This window comes from bacterium SCSIO 12827 (assembly GCA_024397995.1).
Lineage (GTDB): Bacteria > Pseudomonadota > Alphaproteobacteria > Rhodospirillales > Casp-alpha2 > UBA1479.
On the sequence record CP073746.1, the window covers coordinates 1167661 to 1189618 of the forward strand.

The following is a 21958-nucleotide window of genomic DNA, read 5'->3' on the forward strand; positions in this document are numbered from 1 at the left end:
TCCGGTGCCATGCGGCCTTGGGGACAGGTGCGCGAGTGGCTGAAGCGGGCTCCCTGCTAAGGAGTTAGGCCCCCATAAGGGCCTCGAGGGTTCGAATCCCTCCCTGTCCGCCAATTTATAAAAAGGGTCCCCTTCGACGGGGGCCTTTTTTGTGCCGGGGGTGCTAATCTGGCCCCGGATCATTTGGGAACGGTGAACGCACGCCATGGCGACCACGCCGACGGGAAAAAGCCCCAAGCCGCCCGCCACCCGCCGTCCAGCGGGGGTCATGGGATCGGTCTTGAAGGCGTTCGAGGTGCTTGAGGTGTTCGAGCGCAAATGGCGGCCCCTCGGCGTCACCGAACTGGCGCGCGAAACGGGACAGCCGAAAAGTTCTCTGCATCGGGTGCTGTCAACCCTGGTTCATGCCGGGGTGCTGGAGCAGAACGAGCAGGGGCTCTACTGCCTGACGCTCAAGCTGTGGCGGATCGGCAGCCTGGCGCTGGCCGAGGTCGACTTGGTCCAGGTCGCCTTTCCGTTCCTGGAAGACCTGTGCCGGGCCACGGACGAGACGATCCATCTGGCGGTGCTGGAGCCCGGCGGCGGCGTGGTCTATCTGTCCAAGGTGGAAAGTCCGCGTTCAATCCGCGTGCAGACACAGGTCGGGCGGGTCACGCCATCCTGGTGCACGTCCACGGGGCGCATATTGCTGGCCCATGACGCGGTGCTGCGCGACAGCGTGCTGGCCGGTCCCATGGCCAAGCTGACCCCCGACACGGTGACCGACCCGGCGCAGCTGCGCCGCCTCATCGACCAGGCGGCGGGCGAGGGGATCGCCGTCACCAAGAGCGAGAACAACCCGGAGATGGGCGGCATCGCCGCCCCCATCCGCGATCACACGGGGCGGGTTGTCGCGGCGCTGGGGCTTGGCGTGCCGGCGTTCCGCATGGATGCGGCCCTGATCGCACGCTGTTCGACCCAGGTGGCGCGGACGGCGGCCGAGATTTCCCGGGCGCTGAATTACCGGCCGGTCGACGGGGAATAGACGCTGTTCCGTATTGCGGAACAATATTCGACTTTACGGCGTAATGGTCCTTTTAATCGCCGATTTTAGGGGTTGTTCAGCATTTGATTTGTTCCGCAATATAGAAAAATCTTTTCGTATTTGTCGTGGAATGGTAGCTTGAGGCTGTCGATACCCCGACCTTTGGAGACAAGACATGCAAGCCGCTGAACTGAGGAATGATCCTTTCCGCCGTATCACCGTGGTCCCGTTCACGGGTGTGTTCGGCGCCGAAATTTCCGGCGTCGATCTGAACAACCTTGATGACGAGACCGTGGCCGAGATTCGCGAAGCTCTGCTGCGCTATAGCGTCGTATTCTTCCACGGACAGGATTTCACGCCGGATGCCCAGGCGGCGTTCGGGCGGCGCTTCGGGGTGTTGAACCGCCATCCTTATGTGAAGCCCATGGACGGCTATCCGGAGGTGTTCCGCATCGTCAAGGAGCCGACGGACAAGCATCACTTCGGCAGCGGCTGGCATACGGATCTTGCCTATACGGAAACCCCGGCGCTCGGCACGATTCTGTACGGCGTCGACGTGCCTGAGGCCGGCGGCGATACCATGTTCGCCAGCCAGTATGCGGCCTATGACTCTCTGACCGACGGCATGAAGGCGATGCTGGTGAATGTGAAGGCGGTCTATACCAACGCGAATACCTATGGAAAGGACGCCGAACGCTTCAAGACCGGTGTGTCCAAGGCGATGAGCGTGCAGCCGGCGGCGGTGAAGGAAGTCGCCCATCCGGTGGTCCGCACCCATCCGGAAACGGGACGTAAGGGCCTGTATCTGAGCCCGATCCATTTTTCACGCTTCGAAGGAATGACGCCCGAGGAATCCAAGCCCCTGTTCGACACCCTGGTCGCCCACGCGACGGGGCCGGAAGTCACCTGCCGATTCCGCTGGAAGAACGGCTCGGTCGCCATGTGGGACAATCGCTGCACCATGCATTATGCGATCAACGACTTTTCCGGCGTCGGGCGCACCATGCAGCGTGTCACGCTCGAGGGCGACCGCCCGGTATAAGGAAGCGGTCTTTCCTCTGTCTGTGGGGGGCGGTATAAACGACGGAACAGCCGGGCGGCCCCGCCGCCGGCATAGGAGCATCCGTCGGCTATGCGGGCCTTCGTCTTCATCGCGATTTTTATTCTGAGCACCGGGCCGGCCCTGGCCGACATGGAAGGCCAGCCGGCCGTGATTGACGGCGACAGCCTGTCCATCGCCGGGGTCACCTTCAACCTGCACGGCATCGACGCGCCGGAAAGCGATCAGACCTGCGACAAGGATGGTGAGCGCTATCCTTGCGGCTTCCAGGCGGCCAATGCGCTCGGCTTCATGACCGCCTATCAATGGGTGCAGTGCCGCGACAACGGCACCGGGCGCGACGGGCGCCATACCATGACCTGTTTCCTGGGTGGTCGTTACGACGTGGGTGAGAAGATGATCCGCCAGGGTTGGGCGCTCTATGACCGGGCCTATCGCATCCCGGCCTATATGGCGGCGGAGGATGCGGCCCGGGCCGAACGTGCGGGGTTATGGGCAGGCGGCTTCGTCGCCCCCTGGGACTGGCGCCAGGGAAAGCGTTAGACCGCGATTGCCGGAAACAGATCGTCCAGGCGGTCAAAGCAGACCCCCCAACCTTCCAGCATGGGCGTCTTCATAGCGTTGTCGCGGGCGTTCTGGGACGAATACAGCACCGTGGTGGTGATCCGCGTGCGGGTGCCGCCGTCCAGATCCTCGAAGGTCGTGGTGCAGACGGTTTCGCCCTCGGTCCAGTCCTGGTCGAACAGTTCGGTGACGACCAGACGTTCCGGCGGGACGATTTCAAGAAACCTGCCGCCCATGCCCATGTCGCCCAGCTGCGGGTTGCGCCAGACATAGCGATAGGCGCCGCCTACTCGGCAGTCGATTTCGCATTCCGCCATGGGCCAGTCGTCGGGGCCCCACAGCCAGCGTTGGACGAGGGCCGGATCCGTATAGGCCTTGAATACCAGGCTACGTGGGGCATCGAATTCGCGGCTGACCCGCAATTCGCGGTCGGAGGGCAGGGTGGCGGTGAGGGGAATGCGCGGGTTCATTGGGTATCATCCTTCGGCGTATTTTCGTTATCTGCGGGGGCCTGCAGGTCGGCGAGCAATGCATCCAGGCGCTGGAAGCGGGCTTCCCAGAATTCGCGATAGGCTTCCAGCCAGTCGACGGCTTCGGCCAGGGGGGCTGCCTCCAGCCGGCAGGGCCGGCGCTGGGCATCGCGGTGGCGCGAGATCAAACCCGCGGTCTCCAACACGCGCAGGTGCTTGGACACGGCCGGTTGGCTCATGTCGAACGGGTCGGCCAGTTCGGCGACCGAGGCCTCGCCCAAAGCCAGACGTTGGAGAATGGCGCGCCGGGTCGGATCGGCCAGGGCGGCGAAGGTCGCGTCGAGACGGTCAGTGGAGATCATAATATAACCACATAGTTATAGAACTTCTGAGTTATATAATGATGTTTATTGCCGGTCAAGGCTGCGCAGTAACGGTGGGCCTTGGCGGCGGCGAAAAAATCCCGCAGGATGGTTTCAAGAAGGCGGGGCGCTTTCAACAAGTCCGGGCACGAACCCGGACGGGAGGGGACATGTCTCCCATCAGACTGATGGCTACTACGGGCATCCTCGGTTATGGCTTTACCGAGGAAGCCTTCAACACGGGCATCGCCATGAAGCCCGACCTTATTGCCTGTGACGCCGGATCATCCGATCCCGGGCCTCATTACCTGGGTTCGGGCACGGCCTTCGTATCGCGTGCGGCGGCCAAGCGGGACCTGGGCCTGATGGTCGGCGCCGGGATGGAACATGGCATTCCGGTGATGATCGGCTCCGCCGGCGGCAGCGGCAGCGACGCCCAGGTCGACTGGACGCTGGAAATCCTCAAGGAAATCTGCGCCGAAAAGGGCCTGAAGCCCAAGGTCCGGGTGATCCGCACGGAACAGACCAAGGATGCGATCAAGGCCAAGGTCCGGGCCGGCAAGGTCACGCCGCTGGGCCCCATCGCCGACCTGACCGAGGACGACGTCGATCAATCATCCCGCATCGTCGCCATGATGGGCCCGGAAGCCTATCAGCAGGCCCTGGCTGACGGCGCCGACGTGGTGATCGCCGGGCGCGGCACGGACGCCGCCCTGTTCGCGGCCTTGCCCCTGATGAAGGGCGCCGACCCGGGCCTGGCCTGGCATCTGGCTAAGATCATCGAATGCGGCGCCCAGGTGGTGGAGCCGCGCGAAGGTCAGGACTGCGTCATCGGCACCATCTATGACGACCATTTCACGGTCGAGCCGGGCTCGCCGATCCGCCGCGCCACGGTGACGCGAGTCTCGGCCCATACCTTGTATGAGAACCCGGAGCCCTACCGCTTGAAGGAGCCGGACGGCACCCTGGTCACCGACCGCTGCACATTCGAGCAGTTGGATGATCGTACGGTCAAAGTTTCGGGCAGCCGCTATGAGCCCTCGGAAAAGTACACGGTGAAGCTGGAGGGGGCCCGCCCGCTCGGTTATCGCACCGTGTTCATCGCCGGCATCCGGGACCCCATCCTGATCGACATCATCGACGACTTCGTCGAGGCCTGCCGCGGGCGCATCGCGCGCGATGTCGGTACGCTCGGCATCAATGCCGAGGACTACACCTTGTCCGTCCATCTGTACGGCAAGAACGCGGTGATGGGATCGTTGGAGCCTGAGGCCGATCAGCCGATTCACGAGATCGGCCTGCTGCTCGACGTGTTGGGCAAGACCGAGGACATCAGCCGCGCCGTCCTCGCCAAGTCGCGCTATGCCTTCCTGCACACGGACTTTCCCGGGCGCATGTGCATTTCCGGCAACCTGGCGATCCCGTTCTCGCCGTCGGACATGCACGTCGGGCCGGTCTACGAATTCAACGTCTGGCACGTCATGGAATGCGATCCCATGGAGCCGGTCCGCATGGAATGGCTGGAGGTCTAATCGCAAATCCTGAGCGGGCCGAATTCAGGCCCGCGACGACGCATTTGCGAAAAGAAAAAAGAGGTAATACCCATGAAGATCACCCTGCTGGGCACGGGCACGCCGACGCCGTCGCTGAAACGCATGAGTTCGGGCTATCTGGTCGAGGTCGCGGGCGACGTGATGCTGTTCGACCACGGTCCCGGCGCCCACCATCGCATGTTGGAAGCGGGCAAGCGGGCGACGGACGTCACCCACGTCTTCTTCAGCCACCTGCATTACGACCACTGCCTGGATTACGGCCGCCTGGTCCTGACCCATTGGGACCAGGGCGTGGGCAAACTGCCGGAATTGCAGGTCTACGGCCCGCCCTTCACGGCGCGCATGACGGAACTGCTGTTCGGTGACGACGGCATCTGGGGACCGGACCTGAAGGCGCGCACGGAACATCCGCTGTCGACCGTGATCTACAACGCGCGGGGCGGCGAGGGGGCCAGGGCCAAGCCGAACCCTCAGGTGCCGGAGCTGAAAAGCGGCGACGTGATCGAGACCGACCATTGGAAACTGACCTGCGCCAGTGTGCGGCACGTGCAGCCGTTCCTGCACTGCTACGGCTACCGCCTGGAAACGGACGACGGCGTGTTCGTCTATTCCGGCGACACGGGTCCCTGCAAGGCCATCGAGAAACTGGCCCAGGACGCGGACGTGCTGGTCAACATGTGCCATTACCTAAGCGGCACGGAACTGGGCAAGGAATTCGCCGAAGGCTGCATGGGGCATCTGGAACTGGCCGACCTGGGTGCCGCCGCCGGGGTCAAGAACCTGGTGGTCAGCCACGTGACGGAACAGATGGACCGCCCCGGCGTGCGCGAACGCATCCTGCGGGAAATGGGCGCGCGGTATTCCGGCAACCTGTTCTTCGGCGAGGACCTGATGGAAATCCCCGTCGGCGGACCGGCACCCGCCAAGCTGGATTGACGCGCGAGACACGAAAGATAAGGACGATACATTCATGGCCAAACTGAGAGACATCGCGCGGGTGGTCCGCGGCAAGAACGCAGGCGCGCTTTACCTGACCCTCGACGTCATGTTCGACGACGATGCGACCTACCGCCGGGTGCGCGACTGCGGGGTGCTGAGCCCGCGCGCCCTGGCGCCCCTTTACGGTGTCACCGACAACGAGGTCGCGATCATTCCCTTCGACGTCGCCCGCGCCATCAAGATCACCGTGCCGCGTCGCGTGCGCTCGGGCTCCCCCGGCGACACGGACGTCTACGGCGCTCAGCAGCACGTGCCGCTGATGCAGCTTGAGGTGCCGGAATAGGGCCCCGGTTATTAGAAATCCATGGACATGGATAGTTTGACGGTGAACGGCGCACCTTGCACCAGATAGCCGCCCTGGGACGAGGCCCAGTACCCGCTGTTTGCGATGTTTTCCACATTCAACAGAAAGTTCGCTTCGCGTCCGGCAATATTCCGGACCAAGCGGGCCCCCATGTCGAACCGGGTCCAGGATCCGATTTCCTGGGAATTGCCAGTGTCGATGTATTGCCGGCCGGTATGCAGGGCCCGCGCGCTTAGGGTCAGGCCGTCGAGACAGGGGCAATCCCATTCCACGCTCGCATTCAGTTGGTACAGGGGCACGCCGACCGCGACGTTGCCGTCGTTTGTGCCGCCTGCGGTTTCGGTCAGCTTGGCGTCGGTGACGGACGTTCCGCCCAACAGGCGCAGGCCGGGGACCGGTTCACCGAATACGGAAATCTCGATTCCCCGGTTCCGCTGTTCGCCGTCGGCGGAATAGATGTTCGTTGTCGGGTCGGTTACCGCGCTGGGCTGGGTCGTTTGGAACAGGGCCAGGGCGGCGCCCAGGTTGCCCAAGTCGACCTTGCCGCCCACTTCATATTGAACCGACGTATAAGGGGCCAGCACTTCGCCCGAGTTTGCGGCGCTGGATGGTGCTGAACCGCCCGGTTGGAGACCCTCGATGCGATTGACGTAAAGCGAGACGCTTTCCGCCGGTTTATAGACCAAGCCGACCACCGGGCTGATGGCCGTATCATTAAAGTTGCTGGTCTCCAGGTTGCTTGTCCGGTTGAAGTTCAGGCTTTGAATCTGCTGGTAGCGGACACCTACCGTCAGCAGGACCCGCTCGTCCAGATCAGAGATCGTGTCGGACGCATAGTAGCTGCGCAGCAGGACCTTGCTGACCAGGGGTAGGCGTTCGAAATCACCTCCGCTCGACGTTGTCGCACCGCGTGCCAGTTCGATGGGGTCATAAATGTTGGTGTTTTCGGTGGTGCCGAATTCGTAGGCGTTACGGTTGGCGCTTTTCAGGGCGGACATGCCGGCATTCATCTTGTGCCGCAACGGCCCTGTATCAAGGTTGCCTTTGATTCCGGCCTGGCCGGTGAGGCTCAGATCCTCGCGCGGCACGGTCAGGCGCCGGGCCGTCGCGGTGCCGTCGTTGCTGCTCACCCGGATCGAGGCATAGTCGCCGTCCTCGCGCAGGGTATGCACGCCGAAGGCGGCCTGCAGGGTCAGGTTCTGAAGCAGGTCGTATTCAATCCGTGTCTGAGCAAAGGAATCCTCCAGGTCGCTATAGGAATAGGTTGCCGCGTAGTTGTGGCTGGCGTCCGGCGCATTGGGCACCTGGCTTCCCGTGACGAAAACGGTCGGCCGACCTTGGTCGACTCGTTGGCGTTGGGTTGCGATATCCAACGTCGCGCGGAGTTTGTCCCCCCGGTAATCGAAGGCGCCGGAAGCCATGTGCATGTAGCGCTCTTCGTTTTCAACGGCGGTCTCTCCGGCGCGCAGGGCGCTGTTGATCCGCACGCCGAAGGCATTATCGGGGCCGAAGCGACGCCCCATGTCGGCATGGACCCCGGCCCGCAGGGTCTGGCCGTAGTTCGCGGTCACCCGAGTCAACGGTTCGTCACCTGCGCGTTTGGGGACCAGGTTTATGCCGCCGCCAATGCCCGTAGCGCCCGGAGCCGCACCATTCAGAAAAGCGTTGGCGCCTTTGAAGACCTCGATACGTTCGAACATGTCGGTCGACGAGATTTGCCGGGGCGACGTGCCGTAAAGACCGTCAACGGACAGGTCGTCGTTGTATAGGGGAAAGCCACGGACAACGAAGAGTTCCGAAAAGTTGCCGTAGCCATAGGTGCTGCGAATGGCCGGGTCGTTGTCCAGGATATCGCCGATCGTTTCCGCTTGTTGGTTGCGAATGGCGGTTTCCGTATGGGCTGTCATGGTGAAGGGGACTTCCATCATGTCCTGGTTCCCGAGGACACCGGCCCGCGCACCGCGCGCGATTTGACCGCCGGCAAATTCTGCAGGCAACGTGCCGATCTCCGCTTGGGTGGGAACGATCCGGCCTTCGACGGAAACGGTGCCCAGCGTGAGGCGGTCGCCGCTTGCCTGCGGCCCGCCGAGGGCGACCGTGCGTGCGCCGGTCAGGCGGAAGGTGACGCCCGTACCGGTGAGCAGGCGCGTGAGCGCCGCCGTCGGTGTCAGGCTGCCGGTTACTCCCGGTGACTTGCGGTCGCGGGTGACCTCGGCCGCATATCCGACCTGCCAGCCCGTGGCGGCGATGAAGGCGTCGATGGCGGCGCCGAGCGGCTGGGCGGCGATGTCGAAGGTAACCCGTGAGTCTTCGGCGACTTCCACGGCATGTGCCGTGCCCGGCGTTGTCAAAGCATAGGCAGCGGACAGGCCAACGGCCGTGCAGGTCATCAAGGCCGCCGTGAAGCGGCGGGTGCGGGTGGTGGTCATGGCGCGTTATTCCCCTTATTGGCCCTTATGGTCTTCGCGGCGGCGCGTATTTGAATTTGCGACGCATTCGCATTTATGAAGCCGAGACGAACGAGGGGCAGTCGTCTCCCAACAAAAAATCCAAAAATTTGCTAGTGCAGGACGGTCAGCAAGCCGGGAAGGCGGATGACGTCGGCCCCGGCCACATCGGCCAGAGCGGCGACCACGGCGGCAGGGTCGTTCAGGCGGTAGTTACCACTGACCCGAAGCCTACGCAGGCGGTCCGTCGCCAGGACCACCGGGTCCTTGTGGTGGCGGGCGAGCTGCGTCATGACTTCGGCCAGTGGCCGGTCGTGGAACACCAAGCGACCGTCGATCCAGGCGAAGGTTGTTTGAGGCACAAATGCCGCCGCATCGCCCAAATGGCCGGCGGTGACAGTCACGCCCTCGCCGGGGGTCAGGTCCACCGGCGTGCCGCGATCGTCGCCCGCGACTCGCACATGTCCGCGTTTCACGCGGACTTCGGTATTCCCGTCTTGCAGCGTGACGGAAAAAGCCGTGCCGACGACGCGGGTCAGGGACCGCCCGGCGGCGACCTCGAACGGCCGTTCAGGGTCGGGGCGCACATCGAAGAAGGCCTCCCCTCGGACCAGTTCCACCCGGCGCCTGTCGGCATCGAAGGAAACATTCATGGCACTTTCCGCGTTCAGCACCACCACTGACCCGTCGGGCAGGGAGACTTCGGCGCGTTGTCCCGTTTCTGTCCCATGGTCGGCAGATGGTTGGAACGGATTGCCGCCGAGCAGATGGCCCAGGCCGACGGCCAGAACCAGGGCGGCGGCCAGGGCCAGCATCGGGCGCAACGCGGCGCGCGGGCGGGCGGGGCGGGGCGGGGGCATGGTTGCGGGTGCTTGGGTTTCCACGGCGCGGGTGAATTCCGGCGAGGCCCAAAGCCCGGCTACGCGCTTATAGGCGCGGGCATTGTCCGGGTGGGCGGCGTGCCAGGCGGCGAAGGTGCGCTTCTCGCCCGCCGTCATCGTCCCCGATTGATGGCGCGTGAACCAATCGAGGGCCTCGGCCATTGCCGTGTCGTGATTGGGGTTTTCATCGTCATGGGTCATGGTGATGCGTCGTCGGTGGCCATCCGCAGATGACGCCGCGGATATAGACGAGACGGATGAGGGCGCGGATTCTCCCAAAAGATTCTTGCGAAGACTCACGTTATGTCTCCGTCATCCATGGCGGCAAGACAGCGGGCCAGGGCGCCGCGGATGTCGTTGTAGACCGTGTTTTCGGACACGCCCAGGCGGCGGGCGATCTCGGGATAGGTCAGGCCTTCCAGACGCGACAACATCAGCGCCCGGCGCGCGCGATCCGGCAGGGTCGCCAGGGCGCCCTCGACTTGGGTCAGGTTCTGGGCGTCCATTACCGCCGTTTCCTGGGTTGGCTGCGGTGCGGCGACGGCATCGGTGGTGCCGTCGGGGGCTGCGGACATGAAGGTGCCGCGCAGGCGCTCGCGACGCAGGTGGTCAAGGGCGAGATTGCGCGCGGTCTGGTACAGGAACGCCTGCAAGTGCGTCACCGGGCGCTCGCGGGCCGCCTTGGCGACACGCAGATAGGCGTCGTGGGCAAGATCTTCTGCGGTGTGCAAGCAACCAACCATGCGGTACAGCGTGCCGACCAGCGCGCGCCGCTGGGCCTGGAATATCTGCGTCAGAAGATCACGTTGGCTGTCCGTCGCCATGTCGTCCTCAGAAGTGGGATGGGGGGGGACCGCGAGTCGGCCCGCGAATTTATTGCAATTGATTATCATTATCGTGTTATCGACACCAGAACGAAATCCCGGTGCTCTGCCAACGGCATCTGCTGATGCCGCCTTGACATGGCGCATAAATCAAAGGGTGCAAAATTTCTCTGGAATTGGCGGATTGCCGACGGCATCCGCCCGTACTCTGCCTAAATTGTAACCAAATTCGCGGCATCCCGTCAGCCTGCATGAATCTGACGCATTTTTGTCAATTGGATGTAGCCAACGGGTATGCGGCTGTGCAAAATCGCACTCAATAAATAAATTTGCCTACTACGCCTACCACGCCAACAGGGAGAATTTTCATGAAAAGACGTGAGTTTCTTAAAAAATCCGCAGTCGCCGGTGTCGCTGGTGCGGCCGCTGTAACGCTTGCCAAACCTGCGATTTCGCAGGGCCGCAAGGAGATGATCATCGTCTCCACTTGGCCGCGCGACTTCCCGGGTCTCGGCCTCAGCGCGCAGCGCCTTGCCGCCCGCATTCCGGTCCTGACGGACGGTCGTATCCAGGTCAAATATTTCGCTTCCGGCGAACGCGTCGGCGCCTTCGATTCCTTCGACGAAGTGGCCTCGGGCAATTCCCAGGCCTACATCGGCGCCGATTACTACTGGAAAGGCAAGCACCCGGGCTGGGCCTACTTCACCGCCGTTCCGTTCGGCTTCGCCTATGCGGAAATGGACGCCTGGATGAAGTACGGCGGCGGTCAGCAGCTGCATGACGAACTGGCGGCCGGCTTCGGCCTCAAGGGCTTCCCCTGCGGTAACACAGGCTGCCAGATGGGCGGCTGGTTCAACAAGGAAATCAACTCCGCCGCCGACTTCAAGGGCCTGAAGATGCGTATCCCGGGGCTGGGCGGCGACGTGCTGGCCAAGCTGGGCGCCTCGACCGTGTCCCTACCGGGCAGTCAGATTTATGAAAACCTGGTTTCCGGTTCCATCCAGGCGACGGAGTGGGTCGGTCCCTACAACGACTACTTCATGAAGTTTTATGAAGCGGCCAAGTACTACTACTATCCGGGCATGCACGAGCCGGCTTCCCAGCTGCACATGGGCATGAACAAGAAGTGGTGGGACAGCCTGTCGAAGACCGACCAAGCCATCATTGAAGCCGCCTGTGCCGAGGAAAACTCGCATCAGATGGCGGAAACCAACGCCAACAACGGTACGTATCTGAACAAGCTGATCAATGATCACGGCGTCAAGGTGCGTGCCTTCAACGATGACGTGTATGACGCCTTCGGCAGGGCCGCCGAAGAAGTCTTCGCCGAAGTGCAGGCGCACAGCCCGTTGGCCAAGAAGATCCACGACAGCTTCTTGACCTCGCGTGCCGACCTCGGCCGTTGGATGATCCTGGCCGACTCCGGCTACATCAACCAGCGCAACCGCGTTCTGGGCATCAAAGTCTAATTGCCCGCATAACTGGGTATTAAGGTGGGACGGGGCATAGCCCCGTCCCATCCTTATCCGCCTGGGCTTGTTCTTGTGGGGAATCGGGACAAGGGATTGCCTGTTCATGGCCGCCGAACAAATGACAATTGACGCGACCGGCGGGGATATTTCGCCCGAGGTGTCGCCACGCACGACCATTGCCGTCCGGTTCTTCGGTTGGGCGGTGCTGTCTGCGCTGCTTGTTTTCTTGATCAATAACTACCTTACCTTCTGGCATGGCTGGCCGGGCGAGGGGGCCGCGCTGCAGCTTGGCCTGCACGGTGCCGCAACCCAATCGTCGCCGCTCGCCTGGGTGCAGTTGCTTGCTTACGTCGCCGGCATTGCCGCCGCGGCGATCTATACGGTGAAAAGCTGCTCGCGCACGCTGCGTCAGGACAGCAAGCGGATGTCCGATTTCAACGCGCTTCTCATCCGCATGGCTTTTTTTGCCGTTCTCTACATCGGTGTGGTCGACGCGATCCTGTCGTTCATGCGGGTTGAGGGCCTGTTGCCCGCCGTGTTCGGTGACGCGCTCGCGCTTGAGCTCGGCAAATCACAATTCCGCGGCCCCTATGTGCACCTGCCGCTGACCGCGGCGGCCATAATCACGGCGTTTTTCTCGCGCACGCTGGGCTTTACCTGGCTCGCGCTGCTGATCGTCATCGCCGAATTGCTGATCGTCATCACCCGCTTCATCTTTTCCTACGAACAGGTGTTCATGGGCGATCTCGTGCGGTTCTGGTACGCGGCCCTGTTCCTGTTCGCCAGCGCCTATACCCTGCTGGAGGAAGGACATGTGCGGGTCGATGTGTTCTATGCCGCCTTCGATTCCCGCCGTAAGGGATTGGTCAATGCCTTCGGCTCCATCTTCCTCGGTATCACCCTCTGTTGGGTGATCCTGATCGTCGGCATGGGCGGAAAGAACGCGGTGATCAATTCACCGGTCTTGGCCTGGGAAACGACTCAGACCGGATTTTCCATGTACGTTAAATACATGATGGCCGGTTTTCTCGCCGTCTTCGCCATATCCATGATGATTCAATTCGTCAGCTACATGCTGGACGGTGTCGCCGACGCCAGGGGAGAGCCCGGCGGCCGCGACCATTCAAGTCACACGATCCAGTAAGCGACAGGGGCCGCTAGTCAATGGAACTCGTCTTCCTCGTCATTCTCATGATCACCATGGCCTATGCGCTGGGTGTCGGATTTCCCGTCGCTTTTGCACTGCCGGGATCAGCCATCATCACCATTTCCCTGGCCGCCCTTTGTGGTTGGCTGTTTGCGGGCAATGTCGATGCCTACTTTGCCCAGGGCGGGGCCTGGCAATGGCTCAGCGCCGGGGTAACCAATTTCCGCGGCGTCTATTGGGAGGCTGAGCGCGATACCCTGATCGCCATTCCGTTGTTCATCTTCATGGGCATCATGCTGCAGCGCTCGAAACTGGCCGAAGATCTGCTGGTCACCATGGCGCAACTGTTCGGGCCGGTGCCGGGCGGCCTTGGCATTTCGGTGATTTTCGTCGGCGCCCTTCTGGCCGCGACGACGGGTATCGTCGGCGCCACCGTCGTCGCCATGGGCCTGATCTCGTTGCCGGCGATGATGCGCAACAAATACGCCAATTCGCTGTCGACCGGCACCATCGCGGCGTCGGGTACTCTGGGTCAGATCATCCCGCCGTCCATCGTGCTGATCATCCTGGCGGACCAGCTTGCCAGCGCCGTCGATCAGGCATCGACCACACGTAAGGAGCTGTATAAGGAATCGACAGGCAATCTGCTGATGCCGTCAAGCTTCGACGTGACCTCGACCAGCGCCGGTGAAATGTTCCTGGGCGCCTTTGTGCCGGGCCTGGTTTTGGTCGGCCTGTACATGGGCTATGTCCTGATTTTGGCCTTTTTCAAACCGAAAATGGCGCCTGCCGTGCACCGCGAGGGTGCTCTTGACCGCGCGTTCATGGTCAAGGTGTTCGTCACCCTGGTGCCGCCGCTTACTCTGATCTTTCTGGTTCTTGGCTCCATCATCACCGGTGTCGCGACGGTCAACCAGGCCGGCGCCATCGGTGCGGCGGGGGCGCTGATCATGGGGGGGTATCGCCTGCGCGACGGCCATCGGAACGCCTATTACCCGGCGATCATCGCCCTGGTGTCCCTGGTTGCGCTCGCGGTTATCAGTACGTATTTCAAGATCAACATCAAATCGATCAACAGCGACTTCGACAGGGTCGGTCTGGTTCTCGGTCTGTTTTTCACGGCGACGCTGGTCTTTTCCGTCGGCTGGAGCGGTTGGCGGGCGTGGAAGATCGAAGACACCCTGCAAGGCGTGATGGTTGAAACCGCCAAGACCACGGCCCTGGTGTTCATCATCCTGATTGGCGCCGCAATGTTGACGGCCGCGTTCCGTGCGTTCGGCGGCGAGGAACTGGTGCGTGAATTCCTGACCGGCATGCCCGGCGGTTTCTGGGCTCAGTTCACCATCGTCATGCTGGTCATCTTCATCATGGGGTTCTTCCTGGACTTCATCGAAATCGCCGTCGTGGTGGTGCCCATCGTGGCGCCGATCCTGCTGATGGACCCCTCGGCTAACATCACCGCCGTGTGGTTGGGGGTAATGATTGGTCTGAACATTCAAACCTCGTTCCTGACCCCGCCCTTCGGCTTCGCCCTGTTCTATCTGCGCGGCGTCGCCCCGCCCAGCGTGGCGACCATCCAGATGTACAAGGGCGTGGTGCCGTTCATCTGCCTGCAACTGGTCGCGCTTGTCATCGTCGGCCTGACGCCGCAGTTGGTGAACTATCTGCCGCAGCGCGTGAGCCTGACATCGGAAACGGCGCCACCGCCGCGCAACCCGGCGCTGTCGTCCTGCGTGCAGGACCATCTGTTCAAGGTTTACGACGCCAAGGGTGACGACCTGCGTGCGGCCATCGCCAAGGCGAGGACACTGGATTTGTCGTCGCTTCCCGGCGAACTTCGTGGCGACCTGAAGGGAAGTTTCGACAAGGCTGATAAGACATTCGATCTGGTCGCCAAAATTCGGGCGACGCAAAAGATCATCGACGAGGCCACGCCGGGCTACCTGCCGCTGCATGTGGAGGTGCGTGAAACCCAGCGCCAGGCCCGCCGCCTGAAGGAAGAAATCAAATACCTGCAGTCGACGATCCGCCAACTGCCTCGGAATGAACGGGGTGAGGCGCGGAAGAGCAAGCTGGAGGCAAAGATCGAGGAACTTCGGGCGGAGATCAAAACCTACGATGCCAAGGTCCCCGACAACTGGCGGGCGGACCACGCGGCTTTCGCCAAATTACAGAAGGCGGAGACGCTGGCCATCCGGCTGTATGAACGCAACGTGGACGGGGCCTACGAGCCGCTCCAGGAGGTCACCAAGGTGATCGCCGGGGCGGATACCCTGGCGGCGCTTGGCAAGGACCTGGCGGGCTTGCCCGCCGCCGTCAGTGGCGCGGCCGATCCTGAAAAGGCCATGGACGCCGTCAATGCGGTTGAGAAGGTCATGCGCGAGGTGCCGGGCACCCGCGAGATCCAGAAGCCATTGGCGGATGCCCGTCGTGCCATGCGCGGCGACAAGCCCGATGTGGAGAAATCACTGAAGGCCCTGGCCGATGCCCAGGCGGCGTACGACAAGGACATCGCCTGGCGCAAGAAGGCGGCGGCGGAGCTCAGCGCGGGGCTTGCCGAATATGAACAGGCGATCCGTATGAACATCGGCCTGCGTCTGCAACCGAAACTGTCCAAGGAACAGGCCCTCGACGTGGCTTCCTGCATGGCCAACCCGCGCGACCTGACGTTGCACTTCTAGACCCGGCCGGAGGAGGCAGCCCATCATGCCGCCGGTCCTGAAGGCAGCACTATGGATGCTGGGGACGCTCACGTCCCTGGCGCTCATGGCCATCGCTGGGCGCGAATTGTCGGCTGAACTGTCGACCCTGCAAATCCTGTTCTTCCGCAGCGCCATCGGCCTGCTGATCATCCTGGCCGTGATCTGGCGGGCGGGACGACATCACTTGGCGACCCTTCAGCCTGGTCTGCAGGTCCTGCGCAACGTCGCCCATTACATTGGACAATTCGGCTGGTTCTACGGCATTTCATTATTGCCGCTGGCCCAGGTGTTCGCGCTTGAGTTCACCATGCCGGTCTGGGCGACGCTGTTGGCTCCGCTGCTGCTGAAGGAACAGATCACGCCCAGACGAGCCCTGGTCGTGGCCATCGGCTTTGCCGGTATTTTGATCGTCGTGCGGCCAGGTCTGGTGACGATCAGCCCGGCCGCCCTGGCCGTGCTGATGGCGGCTGTCGGATACGCTTTCGCCTATACCCTGACCAAGAAACTGACGCGCACGGATACGGCGCTCGCCATCGTGTTCTACATGTGTCTGGTGCAGTTGCCGCTTGGCCTGATCCCGTCACTGTTCGATTGGGTCAATCCGTCGGCCGCCATGTGGCCCTGGATCCTGGCGGTCAGCGTTACCGGGCTCAGTGCCCATTACTGCCTTGCCCGCGCCTTCGCGGAAGCCGACGCGATCGTTGTCGTGCCCATGGAATTCCTGCGCCTGCCGCTGATCGCTGTTGCCGGGTTGCTGTTCTACGGGGAGCCCCTGGACCCCTGGGTCCTGGGGGGCGCCGCCGTGATCTTTGCCGGAAATTTCCTCAACATTCTGGGCGAACGCAAGCGCGCCTAGAGGCGCGTGGTATGCATCTGCCCCGCCCGCGATGTTCGCGGCACCGGTGATTTCAGCATTATTTGCAAATTATTCTTATTCCAGTGACTGAGATCACATCCCGTGACATTGGCTTTGCTCAATATATGGAAGCGTCACTGACCTATGTCGTTTGTACGGTTGCGCTTGGGGACAGGCAATAGAGGGAAGGTAATATGATGGATACCCGTTTCGTCGTTCGTGGTCCGCATTCTCCGGAAAAAATAAAAGCATATCAGCGCCTTAAAGGTGCAGGCCGTGATTTGGCCGAAGCCCTCGCCGAGCAGCGGGAGCAGATGAAGCACCTTCAGGGGAATCTGAATTCCTTGGATGAGGCCCTCGACCGGGTAACCGATTCGATGGCACAGGCAACATCGATGGGACGCGATGACGATTGATCGGCGCGCGTTACCGGACATTCTGCATCGAGGACTAGGGCTTGGTCTTTCGCCGGATTGGGGCGCTACTCGGGCAGAGGGATGAACTCCGTCTCGCCGGGCACCTTGGCGAACCGGCCATTTTTCCAATCGTCTTTGGCCTGCTCGATACGGTCCGACGAATGGGACACGAAATTCCAGAACATGAAACGGGGCTGATTCGGCCGCGCGCCCGGCACGGTGTCGAGCGGTGCGCCGCCCAGAACCATGACCTTGGCTGCTGTTTGGCCGGTAATGACCACATCCAGGCCTTCGCGGAAGATCACGGTCTGTCCGGCCTGGAAGGTCTGGCCGTCGATCACCACTTGGCCCTCGGCGACATGGGCCGCACGCTCCGCATGGTCGGGTGGCAGGGTGAAGGCCGACCCTGCGGCAAGGCGTAGATCGGCGTAAAAAATGGGTGAGAAAAATTCCACCGGCGACGTTCGCCCGGCCATGGTGCCGGCGATCAGGGCAACCTCCGCGCCGCCGTCCCGCCAGCGGGGCAGGGCGTCCGCCGGATAGTGAACAAAGGACGGGGCCGTTTCTTCATCCGCGATGGGCAGCGCCACCCAAGCTTGCAGGCCGAACAGCGGGCCGCCTGCCGCCCGCACGTCCACTGGGGTGCGTTCTGAATGGACGATGCCGCGCCCGGCGGTCATCCAATTGATCTCGCCGGGCCGGATCGCCTGATCGAAACCCAGGCTGTCCTTGTGCCCGATCACGCCGTCGTACAGATAGGTGATGGTGGCGAGCCCGATGTGCGGATGCGGGCGCACGTCGATACCCTGTCCCGGTTTGAACACGGCCGGACCCATCTGGTCCAGGAACACGAAGGGGCCGATGCTGCGCCGCTGGGACGACGGCAGCGACCGGCGCACGATCAGCCCGCCGATATCATGTTCCTTGGGCGTGACGACCAGGGCGATCACACCGTCGTCCGGCGCGCCCTTGCATTGCGGATCGTCGGCGGGCTGCCAACTCATGTCCCTGTCACCTTTATTCGGCAAGCCAGCGGTCGCGGATGCGGTTTACTTCGTCGAAATGGTGGCGCGCCATCTTCATGGTCGGGGCCAGGGGCTCCTGATAGAAGAAGTCGGGCAATTCGTCATCCGCGCTGGTAAATCCGGCGGCCTTGTTGAACTTTTCTTCAAGAACCAGGGTTTCCTTACCCAGGCGGTCGAAGAATTCGGTCTCGAAGGTCGTGCCGACGGCGTCGTTGAGGGCGGTGACGATCAGGTCCGGATTGACATTGGTAACGGACCGCCCGAACACGCAGATACCAAGGGAATCGACAGCGGCGCATTTGGCCTGGATCTTCAGGCTTTCCAGGGCCAATTCCTCCGTCGACTTGCCGGCGCATTCGAAGGTCGGCAGGTTGCCGGTCGTGTGATCGGCCCCTTGGGCCGTCAGCATCATGGAAATGCCCGTGACCTCGATGACGCGGGGGTCGTAGGCGCTGAGCGCCTGCTTCTTGATAACCGGCAGGCGCTTGATGCCGTAATGTTCACCGACTCGGGCCGTGCCCTGCGCCAGGATCCGCCCCCGTTCGTTGCCTTCGCGGATGTCGGCCAGGGCTTCCAGCATGAAGTTTTCGTCGCCATATTCGCCGTGCCCCGCGTCCATCAAGGCGCCGAGAAGAGCACCCGTTTCGATGGTGTCGATGGCCAGATCGTTGGCGACCGCGTTGAGGCGGGCCACCTGGTCCGGATGCGTTAGCCCGCAGTTGGTGCCGAGCAGGCCGATGGTCTCGTACTCAAGTGGTGCCACCAATTCGTTGCCGTTTTCATCGGCGTAGACGTTGGAGCACTTGATCATGCAGCCGGGCATGCAGGCATGGGTGGTTTCGCCGCCGCGTTCCAGGTTCTGTTCGCGGATGTAGTCGCCGCCCATCTTCAGGCGTTCCTTGGCCGTGTCGACCAGCTGCCCGGACGAGAAGTTGCGCACCGGCAGGCCGCCCAGGTGGTTGATCACGTCGGCGACCAGCGCCGTGCCGCGGGCGCCTAAGTTCTGGGTCGCCGGATCGTCCTTGATCATGCCGCCGTAGGTCTTGATCGATTGCATCAGCTTCTTGCGTTCGTGGAAGTCGGGCATCTTGTGCTTGTCGCAGACGATGGCCTTGACCTTTTTCGAGCCCATGACCGCCCCCACGCCGCCGCGTGCGGAAATGCGCGTCGGGCGGCCTTCGGGGTCGGTGAACACGATGCCGGAAATCAGGCCGCCGTATTCGCCGACCGGGCTGCAGATGCCCAAGCTGACCTTGTCACCGTATTTTTCAAACAGCATGTCGGCGGTTTCGAAAACGCCTTTGCCCAGATAGGGGGTTGCGTCCTCGAACGTGATGTCGCCTTCCAGGGGGATGCGGATGACGACCCAGTCGTCGGATTGGTTTTCCAGGGTGATCCCGGCGATACCGATCTGGCCCATGGCGAAGGCCATGGTGCCGCCGCCGTTGGATTCCTTGACCCCGCCGGTCAGCGGGCTTTTACAGCCGACGCTGATGCGGTTGGCGTTGGAGAAGTTGGTTCCTGCAAACGGGCCGGCAGAAAAGATCAGCGGGTTTTCTGGTCCCAGAGGGTCGATGTTTGCCAGGTCGCGGTCGACCAAGGTCTTGGCGATCAGATAGCGTCCGGCGCGGGCCAGGGCTTCGCCGGAAAGCTCCTCGCTTTTGATGTCGCGGGTGGCAAGGTCGATGGTCAGGTACTTTCGCATTGTTCGTCTGATCCCCAAGTCATGGTTTGGTCGTCGAGTCACCATCCATCCAATGTCGGCGCCGGTGCCGATGGGAAAAAGGACGATGAAGCGATGAACTTATCTTAAAATGGGGGAAGGCCCGGGGAAATACCAGGATTTCACGGTCCCGCCGGTCAGGCCCCGCCATCGGCGTAGCTGAACCCCTTGATGAACGGCCGCAGGCGCGGCAGATAAGGCGCCATGTGAATTTCGAAAGTGCGCCAGCGGCCGGCAGGCATTGATCCCTCGTCTTCGGCGGCCAGCGGCGCCAAAACCCCGGCGTTCCAGGAAACATCCAGGAATTCCAAAAGCTTCCGCGCGGTCTGTTCATGCCCGGAAATCAGGTCTTCATGGCGGACTTCATGGACCTTCAGCGCCAGGGTCTCGCGCTGCGTTTGCCACAGGGCCATGACCTGTTCGTAGAAGCCGACGGCGTCGTCCAGGCGCGTGAAATGGACCGTACCGTCGTTCATTGCAAAAGGATGCGTGAAGCAGTCCAGACAGATGTCGCAGGGATGGCGTTGCGCCAGAATGAACTTGGCGTCCGGAAACAGGCGATGGATCAGGCCAGCGTCCAGGATATTGAGCGGCAGCGTGTCGACCAGCACCGTGTCGGGCCCGCGCGTAACGGCGCGGTCGACGGCTTGGAAATAAATTTCCCGCAATGCGGTCATATCCGCGTCGGAAATGTCAAACAGGTTGGCCGGAAAATCGTCTCCGCGTGCAAGAAGATGATCGCGGACCACGGACAGGGCCGCCTGTTCCTTCAGCACCTGAATTCCCGGATGAGCGTCCATCATCTGCTCCAGGAGGGCCTCGCCCGATCGGGGAAACCCGACCAGGAATACGGGCGTCCCATCGTCCCCCGGGACGCTGTTGCCGGCAGGTTGGGCCGCCGGGCCATCATAGGCCCGCTTCAGGCGTTCCAGGTATTCTGCCGAGCGGGTGCGGAACATGGCCACGGCCTGCACATCGCGGGCGAGAAAGGCGTTGCCCAATTCAAAATTCTCGACTGCGTCGCCGGGGCGGTTCAGGCGTTCATAAAGCATACCCATTTCAAAGCGGATGTCTCCCAAGGCAGGTGACGCATCCCGCATCGCCGGATCAAGCCCGTTCAGGCGGGCCAGGGCCTTGCCATGGTCACCCGCCCGCTGCTCCAGGCGCGCCGCGACAAGATTGAGGGCCGGGTCGCCGGGATGCTGATCCAGAGCCGGCGTGATTTCGGCCCAGGCATCGTCCGGCCGGTTCATCCGTTCCAGAAGGGTGCCGAGGGCCACGCGGTTTGCCGGGTCGTTGGGCGCGGCCTGGACCGCCTTGCGGAAATGGTCCAAGGCACCCTCGACATCCCCCATGGCGCGTAACGCCGCCGCCTTCGCACGCAGAACCACGGAATCTCCGGGCCGCTTCGCCAACAGCAGGTCGTAGTATTCAACCGCAGTCCGAAAATCGCCCATCATTGCCGTGACTTCGGCATAAAAGCCCAAAATCTCTGGATCGTCCTGTGACAGCGTCAACGCGCCTTCGAGGGTCTTACGGGTCAGGGCGTGGCGTTTGCTCAGGTAATAGGTCCGGGCCAGCAGGACGCGGGCCTCAAGGTCGTTTGGCGCGCGGTCGACCACGCGTTGCAGGATCGCCGCCGCCTGATCGAAATTTTCCAGGTTGTAGTGGCACTGACCCAGATTGAACAATGCGTTCAGATTGTCCGGTTCAAGGTCGGCGGCCTGCTTGTAATGTTTCGCCGCGAGGGGAATTTGGCGGTCGTCACGATAGGCATTTCCCAGGTTGTAATGGATGTTCGCGGCATCCGGCGCGATGTCCAAGGCCTTGCGGAAGTGCCGGATCGCGGCATTGACCCGCCCCGACTGGCGCAGCGCGCAACCGAGCAGGTCATGGGCCTCGGCCGAACCGGGGGCCAGATCGGTCAGTTTCTTCAGGTTGTCCGCCGCGGCATCCGCCTTGTCCTGGCGAAGCTGGGTCAGGGAGAGGAGATGCAAGACATTGGGATTGTTCGGCAAAACCAGCGCCAGCGCCGTCAGCCCCGCCTCGGCGCCGGGGAAATCGCCCGATTGATACATCTGGGCGGCGGCTTGGAATTGCTGTTCTGCGTCCATGTTCCGGTCTGTAAG

Annotated in this window: 19 protein-coding genes and 1 tRNA gene; 12 read left to right on the plus strand and 8 right to left on the minus strand. The window is 62.4% G+C overall.

Going from position 1 to position 21958, the window contains the following annotated elements:
- The first annotated feature begins 21 nt into the window (after positions 1–21).
- The 4 genes from KFF05_05510 to KFF05_05525 all read left to right on the plus strand — a co-directional run bounded on the left by KFF05_05510 (position 22) and on the right by KFF05_05525 (position 2627).
- A tRNA-Ser gene (locus KFF05_05510) sits at positions 22–113 on the plus strand.
- Positions 114–205: 92 nt separating this feature from the next.
- Entirely contained in the window at positions 206–1024 is an 819-nt protein-coding gene (locus tag KFF05_05515) for an IclR family transcriptional regulator (GenBank protein ID UTW52821.1), read from the plus strand.
- Positions 1025–1199: 175 nt separating this feature from the next.
- Positions 1200–2066: a TauD/TfdA family dioxygenase gene (locus KFF05_05520; GenBank protein ID UTW52822.1), complete on the plus strand. Its 867-nt coding sequence runs from the start codon at positions 1200–1202 to the stop codon at positions 2064–2066.
- Positions 2067–2156: 90 nt separating this feature from the next.
- Entirely contained in the window at positions 2157–2627 is a 471-nt protein-coding gene (locus KFF05_05525; protein UTW52823.1) for a thermonuclease family protein, read from the plus strand.
- On the opposite strand, the gene KFF05_05530 is transcribed toward KFF05_05525, so the two are convergent.
- Positions 2624–3118 carry an SRPBCC family protein gene (locus KFF05_05530; GenBank protein UTW52824.1) on the minus strand — a complete coding sequence of 165 codons (495 nt, stop codon included), beginning with the start codon at positions 3116–3118 and terminating at the stop codon, positions 2624–2626. The two genes, KFF05_05525 and KFF05_05530, sit on opposite strands and share 4 nt — an antisense overlap.
- On the minus strand, positions 3115–3480 hold the full coding sequence (locus tag KFF05_05535) for a winged helix-turn-helix transcriptional regulator (GenBank protein ID UTW52825.1): 366 nt from the start codon (positions 3478–3480) through the stop codon (positions 3115–3117). Before KFF05_05535 ends, KFF05_05530 begins: the two co-directional genes overlap by 4 nt.
- Positions 3481–3650: 170 nt before the next feature.
- Here KFF05_05535 and KFF05_05540 point away from each other — a divergent pair, with 170 nt between their 5' ends.
- The 3 genes from KFF05_05540 to KFF05_05550 all read left to right on the plus strand — a co-directional run bounded on the left by KFF05_05540 (position 3651) and on the right by KFF05_05550 (position 6315).
- Positions 3651–5012 (plus strand): acyclic terpene utilization AtuA family protein, encoded by a 1362-nt coding sequence (locus KFF05_05540; protein UTW52826.1) that lies wholly within the window; start codon positions 3651–3653, stop codon positions 5010–5012.
- Positions 5013–5084: 72 nt separating this feature from the next.
- A complete protein-coding gene (locus tag KFF05_05545; GenBank protein UTW52827.1) occupies positions 5085–5969 on the plus strand; it encodes an MBL fold metallo-hydrolase in 885 nt (294 codons plus the stop codon).
- A gap of 34 nt (positions 5970–6003) precedes the next feature.
- On the plus strand, positions 6004–6315 hold the full coding sequence (locus KFF05_05550; protein UTW52828.1) for a DUF4387 domain-containing protein: 312 nt from the start codon (positions 6004–6006) through the stop codon (positions 6313–6315).
- A gap of 11 nt (positions 6316–6326) precedes the next feature.
- On the opposite strand, the gene KFF05_05555 is transcribed toward KFF05_05550, so the two are convergent.
- The 3 genes from KFF05_05555 to KFF05_05565 all read right to left on the minus strand — a co-directional run bounded on the left by KFF05_05555 (position 6327) and on the right by KFF05_05565 (position 10488).
- Complete coding sequence (locus KFF05_05555) at positions 6327–8765, minus strand: TonB-dependent receptor (protein ID UTW52829.1); 2439 nt, start codon at positions 8763–8765, stop codon at positions 6327–6329.
- 131 nt (positions 8766–8896) lie between these two features.
- Positions 8897–9865 (minus strand): FecR domain-containing protein, encoded by a 969-nt coding sequence (locus KFF05_05560; GenBank protein UTW52830.1) that lies wholly within the window; start codon positions 9863–9865, stop codon positions 8897–8899.
- A gap of 95 nt (positions 9866–9960) precedes the next feature.
- Positions 9961–10488, minus strand: a complete 528-nt coding sequence (locus KFF05_05565) for an RNA polymerase sigma factor (GenBank protein UTW52831.1) — start codon at positions 10486–10488, stop codon at positions 9961–9963.
- Between the two features lie 368 nt (positions 10489–10856).
- On the opposite strand from KFF05_05565, the gene KFF05_05570 reads away from it, so the two are divergent.
- The 5 genes from KFF05_05570 to KFF05_05590 all read left to right on the plus strand — a co-directional run bounded on the left by KFF05_05570 (position 10857) and on the right by KFF05_05590 (position 17081).
- Positions 10857–11957 carry a TRAP transporter substrate-binding protein gene (locus tag KFF05_05570; protein ID UTW52832.1) on the plus strand — a complete coding sequence of 367 codons (1101 nt, stop codon included), beginning with the start codon at positions 10857–10859 and terminating at the stop codon, positions 11955–11957.
- Positions 11958–12078: 121 nt separating this feature from the next.
- Positions 12079–13104 (plus strand): TRAP transporter small permease subunit, encoded by a 1026-nt coding sequence (locus KFF05_05575; GenBank protein UTW53595.1) that lies wholly within the window; start codon positions 12079–12081, stop codon positions 13102–13104.
- Between the two features lie 20 nt (positions 13105–13124).
- The gene (locus KFF05_05580) at positions 13125–15788 is read left to right on the plus strand and encodes a TRAP transporter large permease subunit (protein UTW52833.1); all 2664 of its coding nucleotides are present in this window, start codon (positions 13125–13127) and stop codon (positions 15786–15788) included.
- 55 nt (positions 15789–15843) lie between these two features.
- Positions 15844–16665, plus strand: coding sequence for a DMT family transporter (locus tag KFF05_05585; GenBank protein ID UTW53596.1), 822 nt, complete (start codon positions 15844–15846; stop codon positions 16663–16665).
- A gap of 194 nt (positions 16666–16859) precedes the next feature.
- Positions 16860–17081: a hypothetical protein gene (locus KFF05_05590; protein UTW52834.1), complete on the plus strand. Its 222-nt coding sequence runs from the start codon at positions 16860–16862 to the stop codon at positions 17079–17081.
- A 65-nt stretch (positions 17082–17146) separates the two neighbouring features.
- Here KFF05_05590 and KFF05_05595 read toward each other — a convergent pair whose 3' ends face one another.
- The 3 genes from KFF05_05595 to KFF05_05605 form a co-directional block, all read right to left on the minus strand.
- Complete coding sequence (locus tag KFF05_05595) at positions 17147–18085, minus strand: pirin family protein (GenBank protein ID UTW52835.1); 939 nt, start codon at positions 18083–18085, stop codon at positions 17147–17149.
- A 13-nt stretch (positions 18086–18098) separates the two neighbouring features.
- Positions 18099–19811: an aldehyde ferredoxin oxidoreductase gene (locus tag KFF05_05600; protein ID UTW52836.1), complete on the minus strand. Its 1713-nt coding sequence runs from the start codon at positions 19809–19811 to the stop codon at positions 18099–18101.
- Positions 19812–19966: 155 nt separating this feature from the next.
- A complete protein-coding gene (locus tag KFF05_05605; protein ID UTW52837.1) occupies positions 19967–21943 on the minus strand; it encodes a tetratricopeptide repeat protein in 1977 nt (658 codons plus the stop codon).
- Between the last annotated feature and the right edge of the window lie 15 nt (positions 21944–21958).

Excerpts from the sequence above, each read along its gene's own strand:
- KFF05_05590 (UTW52834.1), top strand. The coding sequence starts at position 16,860 with ATGATGGATACCCGTTTCGTCGTTCGTGGTCCGCATTCTCCGGAAAAA.
- KFF05_05605 (UTW52837.1), bottom strand. The coding sequence starts at position 21,943 with ATGGACGCAGAACAGCAATTCCAAGCCGCCGCCCAGATGTATCAATCG.
- KFF05_05540 (UTW52826.1), top strand. The coding sequence starts at position 3,651 with ATGTCTCCCATCAGACTGATGGCTACTACGGGCATCCTCGGTTATGGC.
- KFF05_05545 (UTW52827.1), top strand. The coding sequence starts at position 5,085 with ATGAAGATCACCCTGCTGGGCACGGGCACGCCGACGCCGTCGCTGAAA.
- KFF05_05585 (UTW53596.1), top strand. The coding sequence starts at position 15,844 with ATGCTGGGGACGCTCACGTCCCTGGCGCTCATGGCCATCGCTGGGCGC.
- KFF05_05535 (UTW52825.1), bottom strand. The coding sequence starts at position 3,480 with ATGATCTCCACTGACCGTCTCGACGCGACCTTCGCCGCCCTGGCCGAT.
- KFF05_05565 (UTW52831.1), bottom strand. The coding sequence starts at position 10,488 with ATGGCGACGGACAGCCAACGTGATCTTCTGACGCAGATATTCCAGGCC.
- KFF05_05515 (UTW52821.1), top strand. The coding sequence starts at position 206 with ATGGCGACCACGCCGACGGGAAAAAGCCCCAAGCCGCCCGCCACCCGC.
- KFF05_05575 (UTW53595.1), top strand. The coding sequence starts at position 12,079 with ATGACAATTGACGCGACCGGCGGGGATATTTCGCCCGAGGTGTCGCCA.
- KFF05_05595 (UTW52835.1), bottom strand. The coding sequence starts at position 18,085 with ATGAGTTGGCAGCCCGCCGACGATCCGCAATGCAAGGGCGCGCCGGAC.
- KFF05_05530 (UTW52824.1), bottom strand. The coding sequence starts at position 3,118 with ATGAACCCGCGCATTCCCCTCACCGCCACCCTGCCCTCCGACCGCGAA.
- KFF05_05570 (UTW52832.1), top strand. The coding sequence starts at position 10,857 with ATGAAAAGACGTGAGTTTCTTAAAAAATCCGCAGTCGCCGGTGTCGCT.
- KFF05_05580 (UTW52833.1), top strand. The coding sequence starts at position 13,125 with ATGGAACTCGTCTTCCTCGTCATTCTCATGATCACCATGGCCTATGCG.
- KFF05_05600 (UTW52836.1), bottom strand. The coding sequence starts at position 19,811 with ATGCGAAAGTACCTGACCATCGACCTTGCCACCCGCGACATCAAAAGC.
- KFF05_05555 (UTW52829.1), bottom strand. The coding sequence starts at position 8,765 with ATGACCACCACCCGCACCCGCCGCTTCACGGCGGCCTTGATGACCTGC.
- KFF05_05525 (UTW52823.1), top strand. The coding sequence starts at position 2,157 with ATGCGGGCCTTCGTCTTCATCGCGATTTTTATTCTGAGCACCGGGCCG.
- KFF05_05550 (UTW52828.1), top strand. The coding sequence starts at position 6,004 with ATGGCCAAACTGAGAGACATCGCGCGGGTGGTCCGCGGCAAGAACGCA.
- KFF05_05560 (UTW52830.1), bottom strand. The coding sequence starts at position 9,865 with ATGACCCATGACGATGAAAACCCCAATCACGACACGGCAATGGCCGAG.
- KFF05_05520 (UTW52822.1), top strand. The coding sequence starts at position 1,200 with ATGCAAGCCGCTGAACTGAGGAATGATCCTTTCCGCCGTATCACCGTG.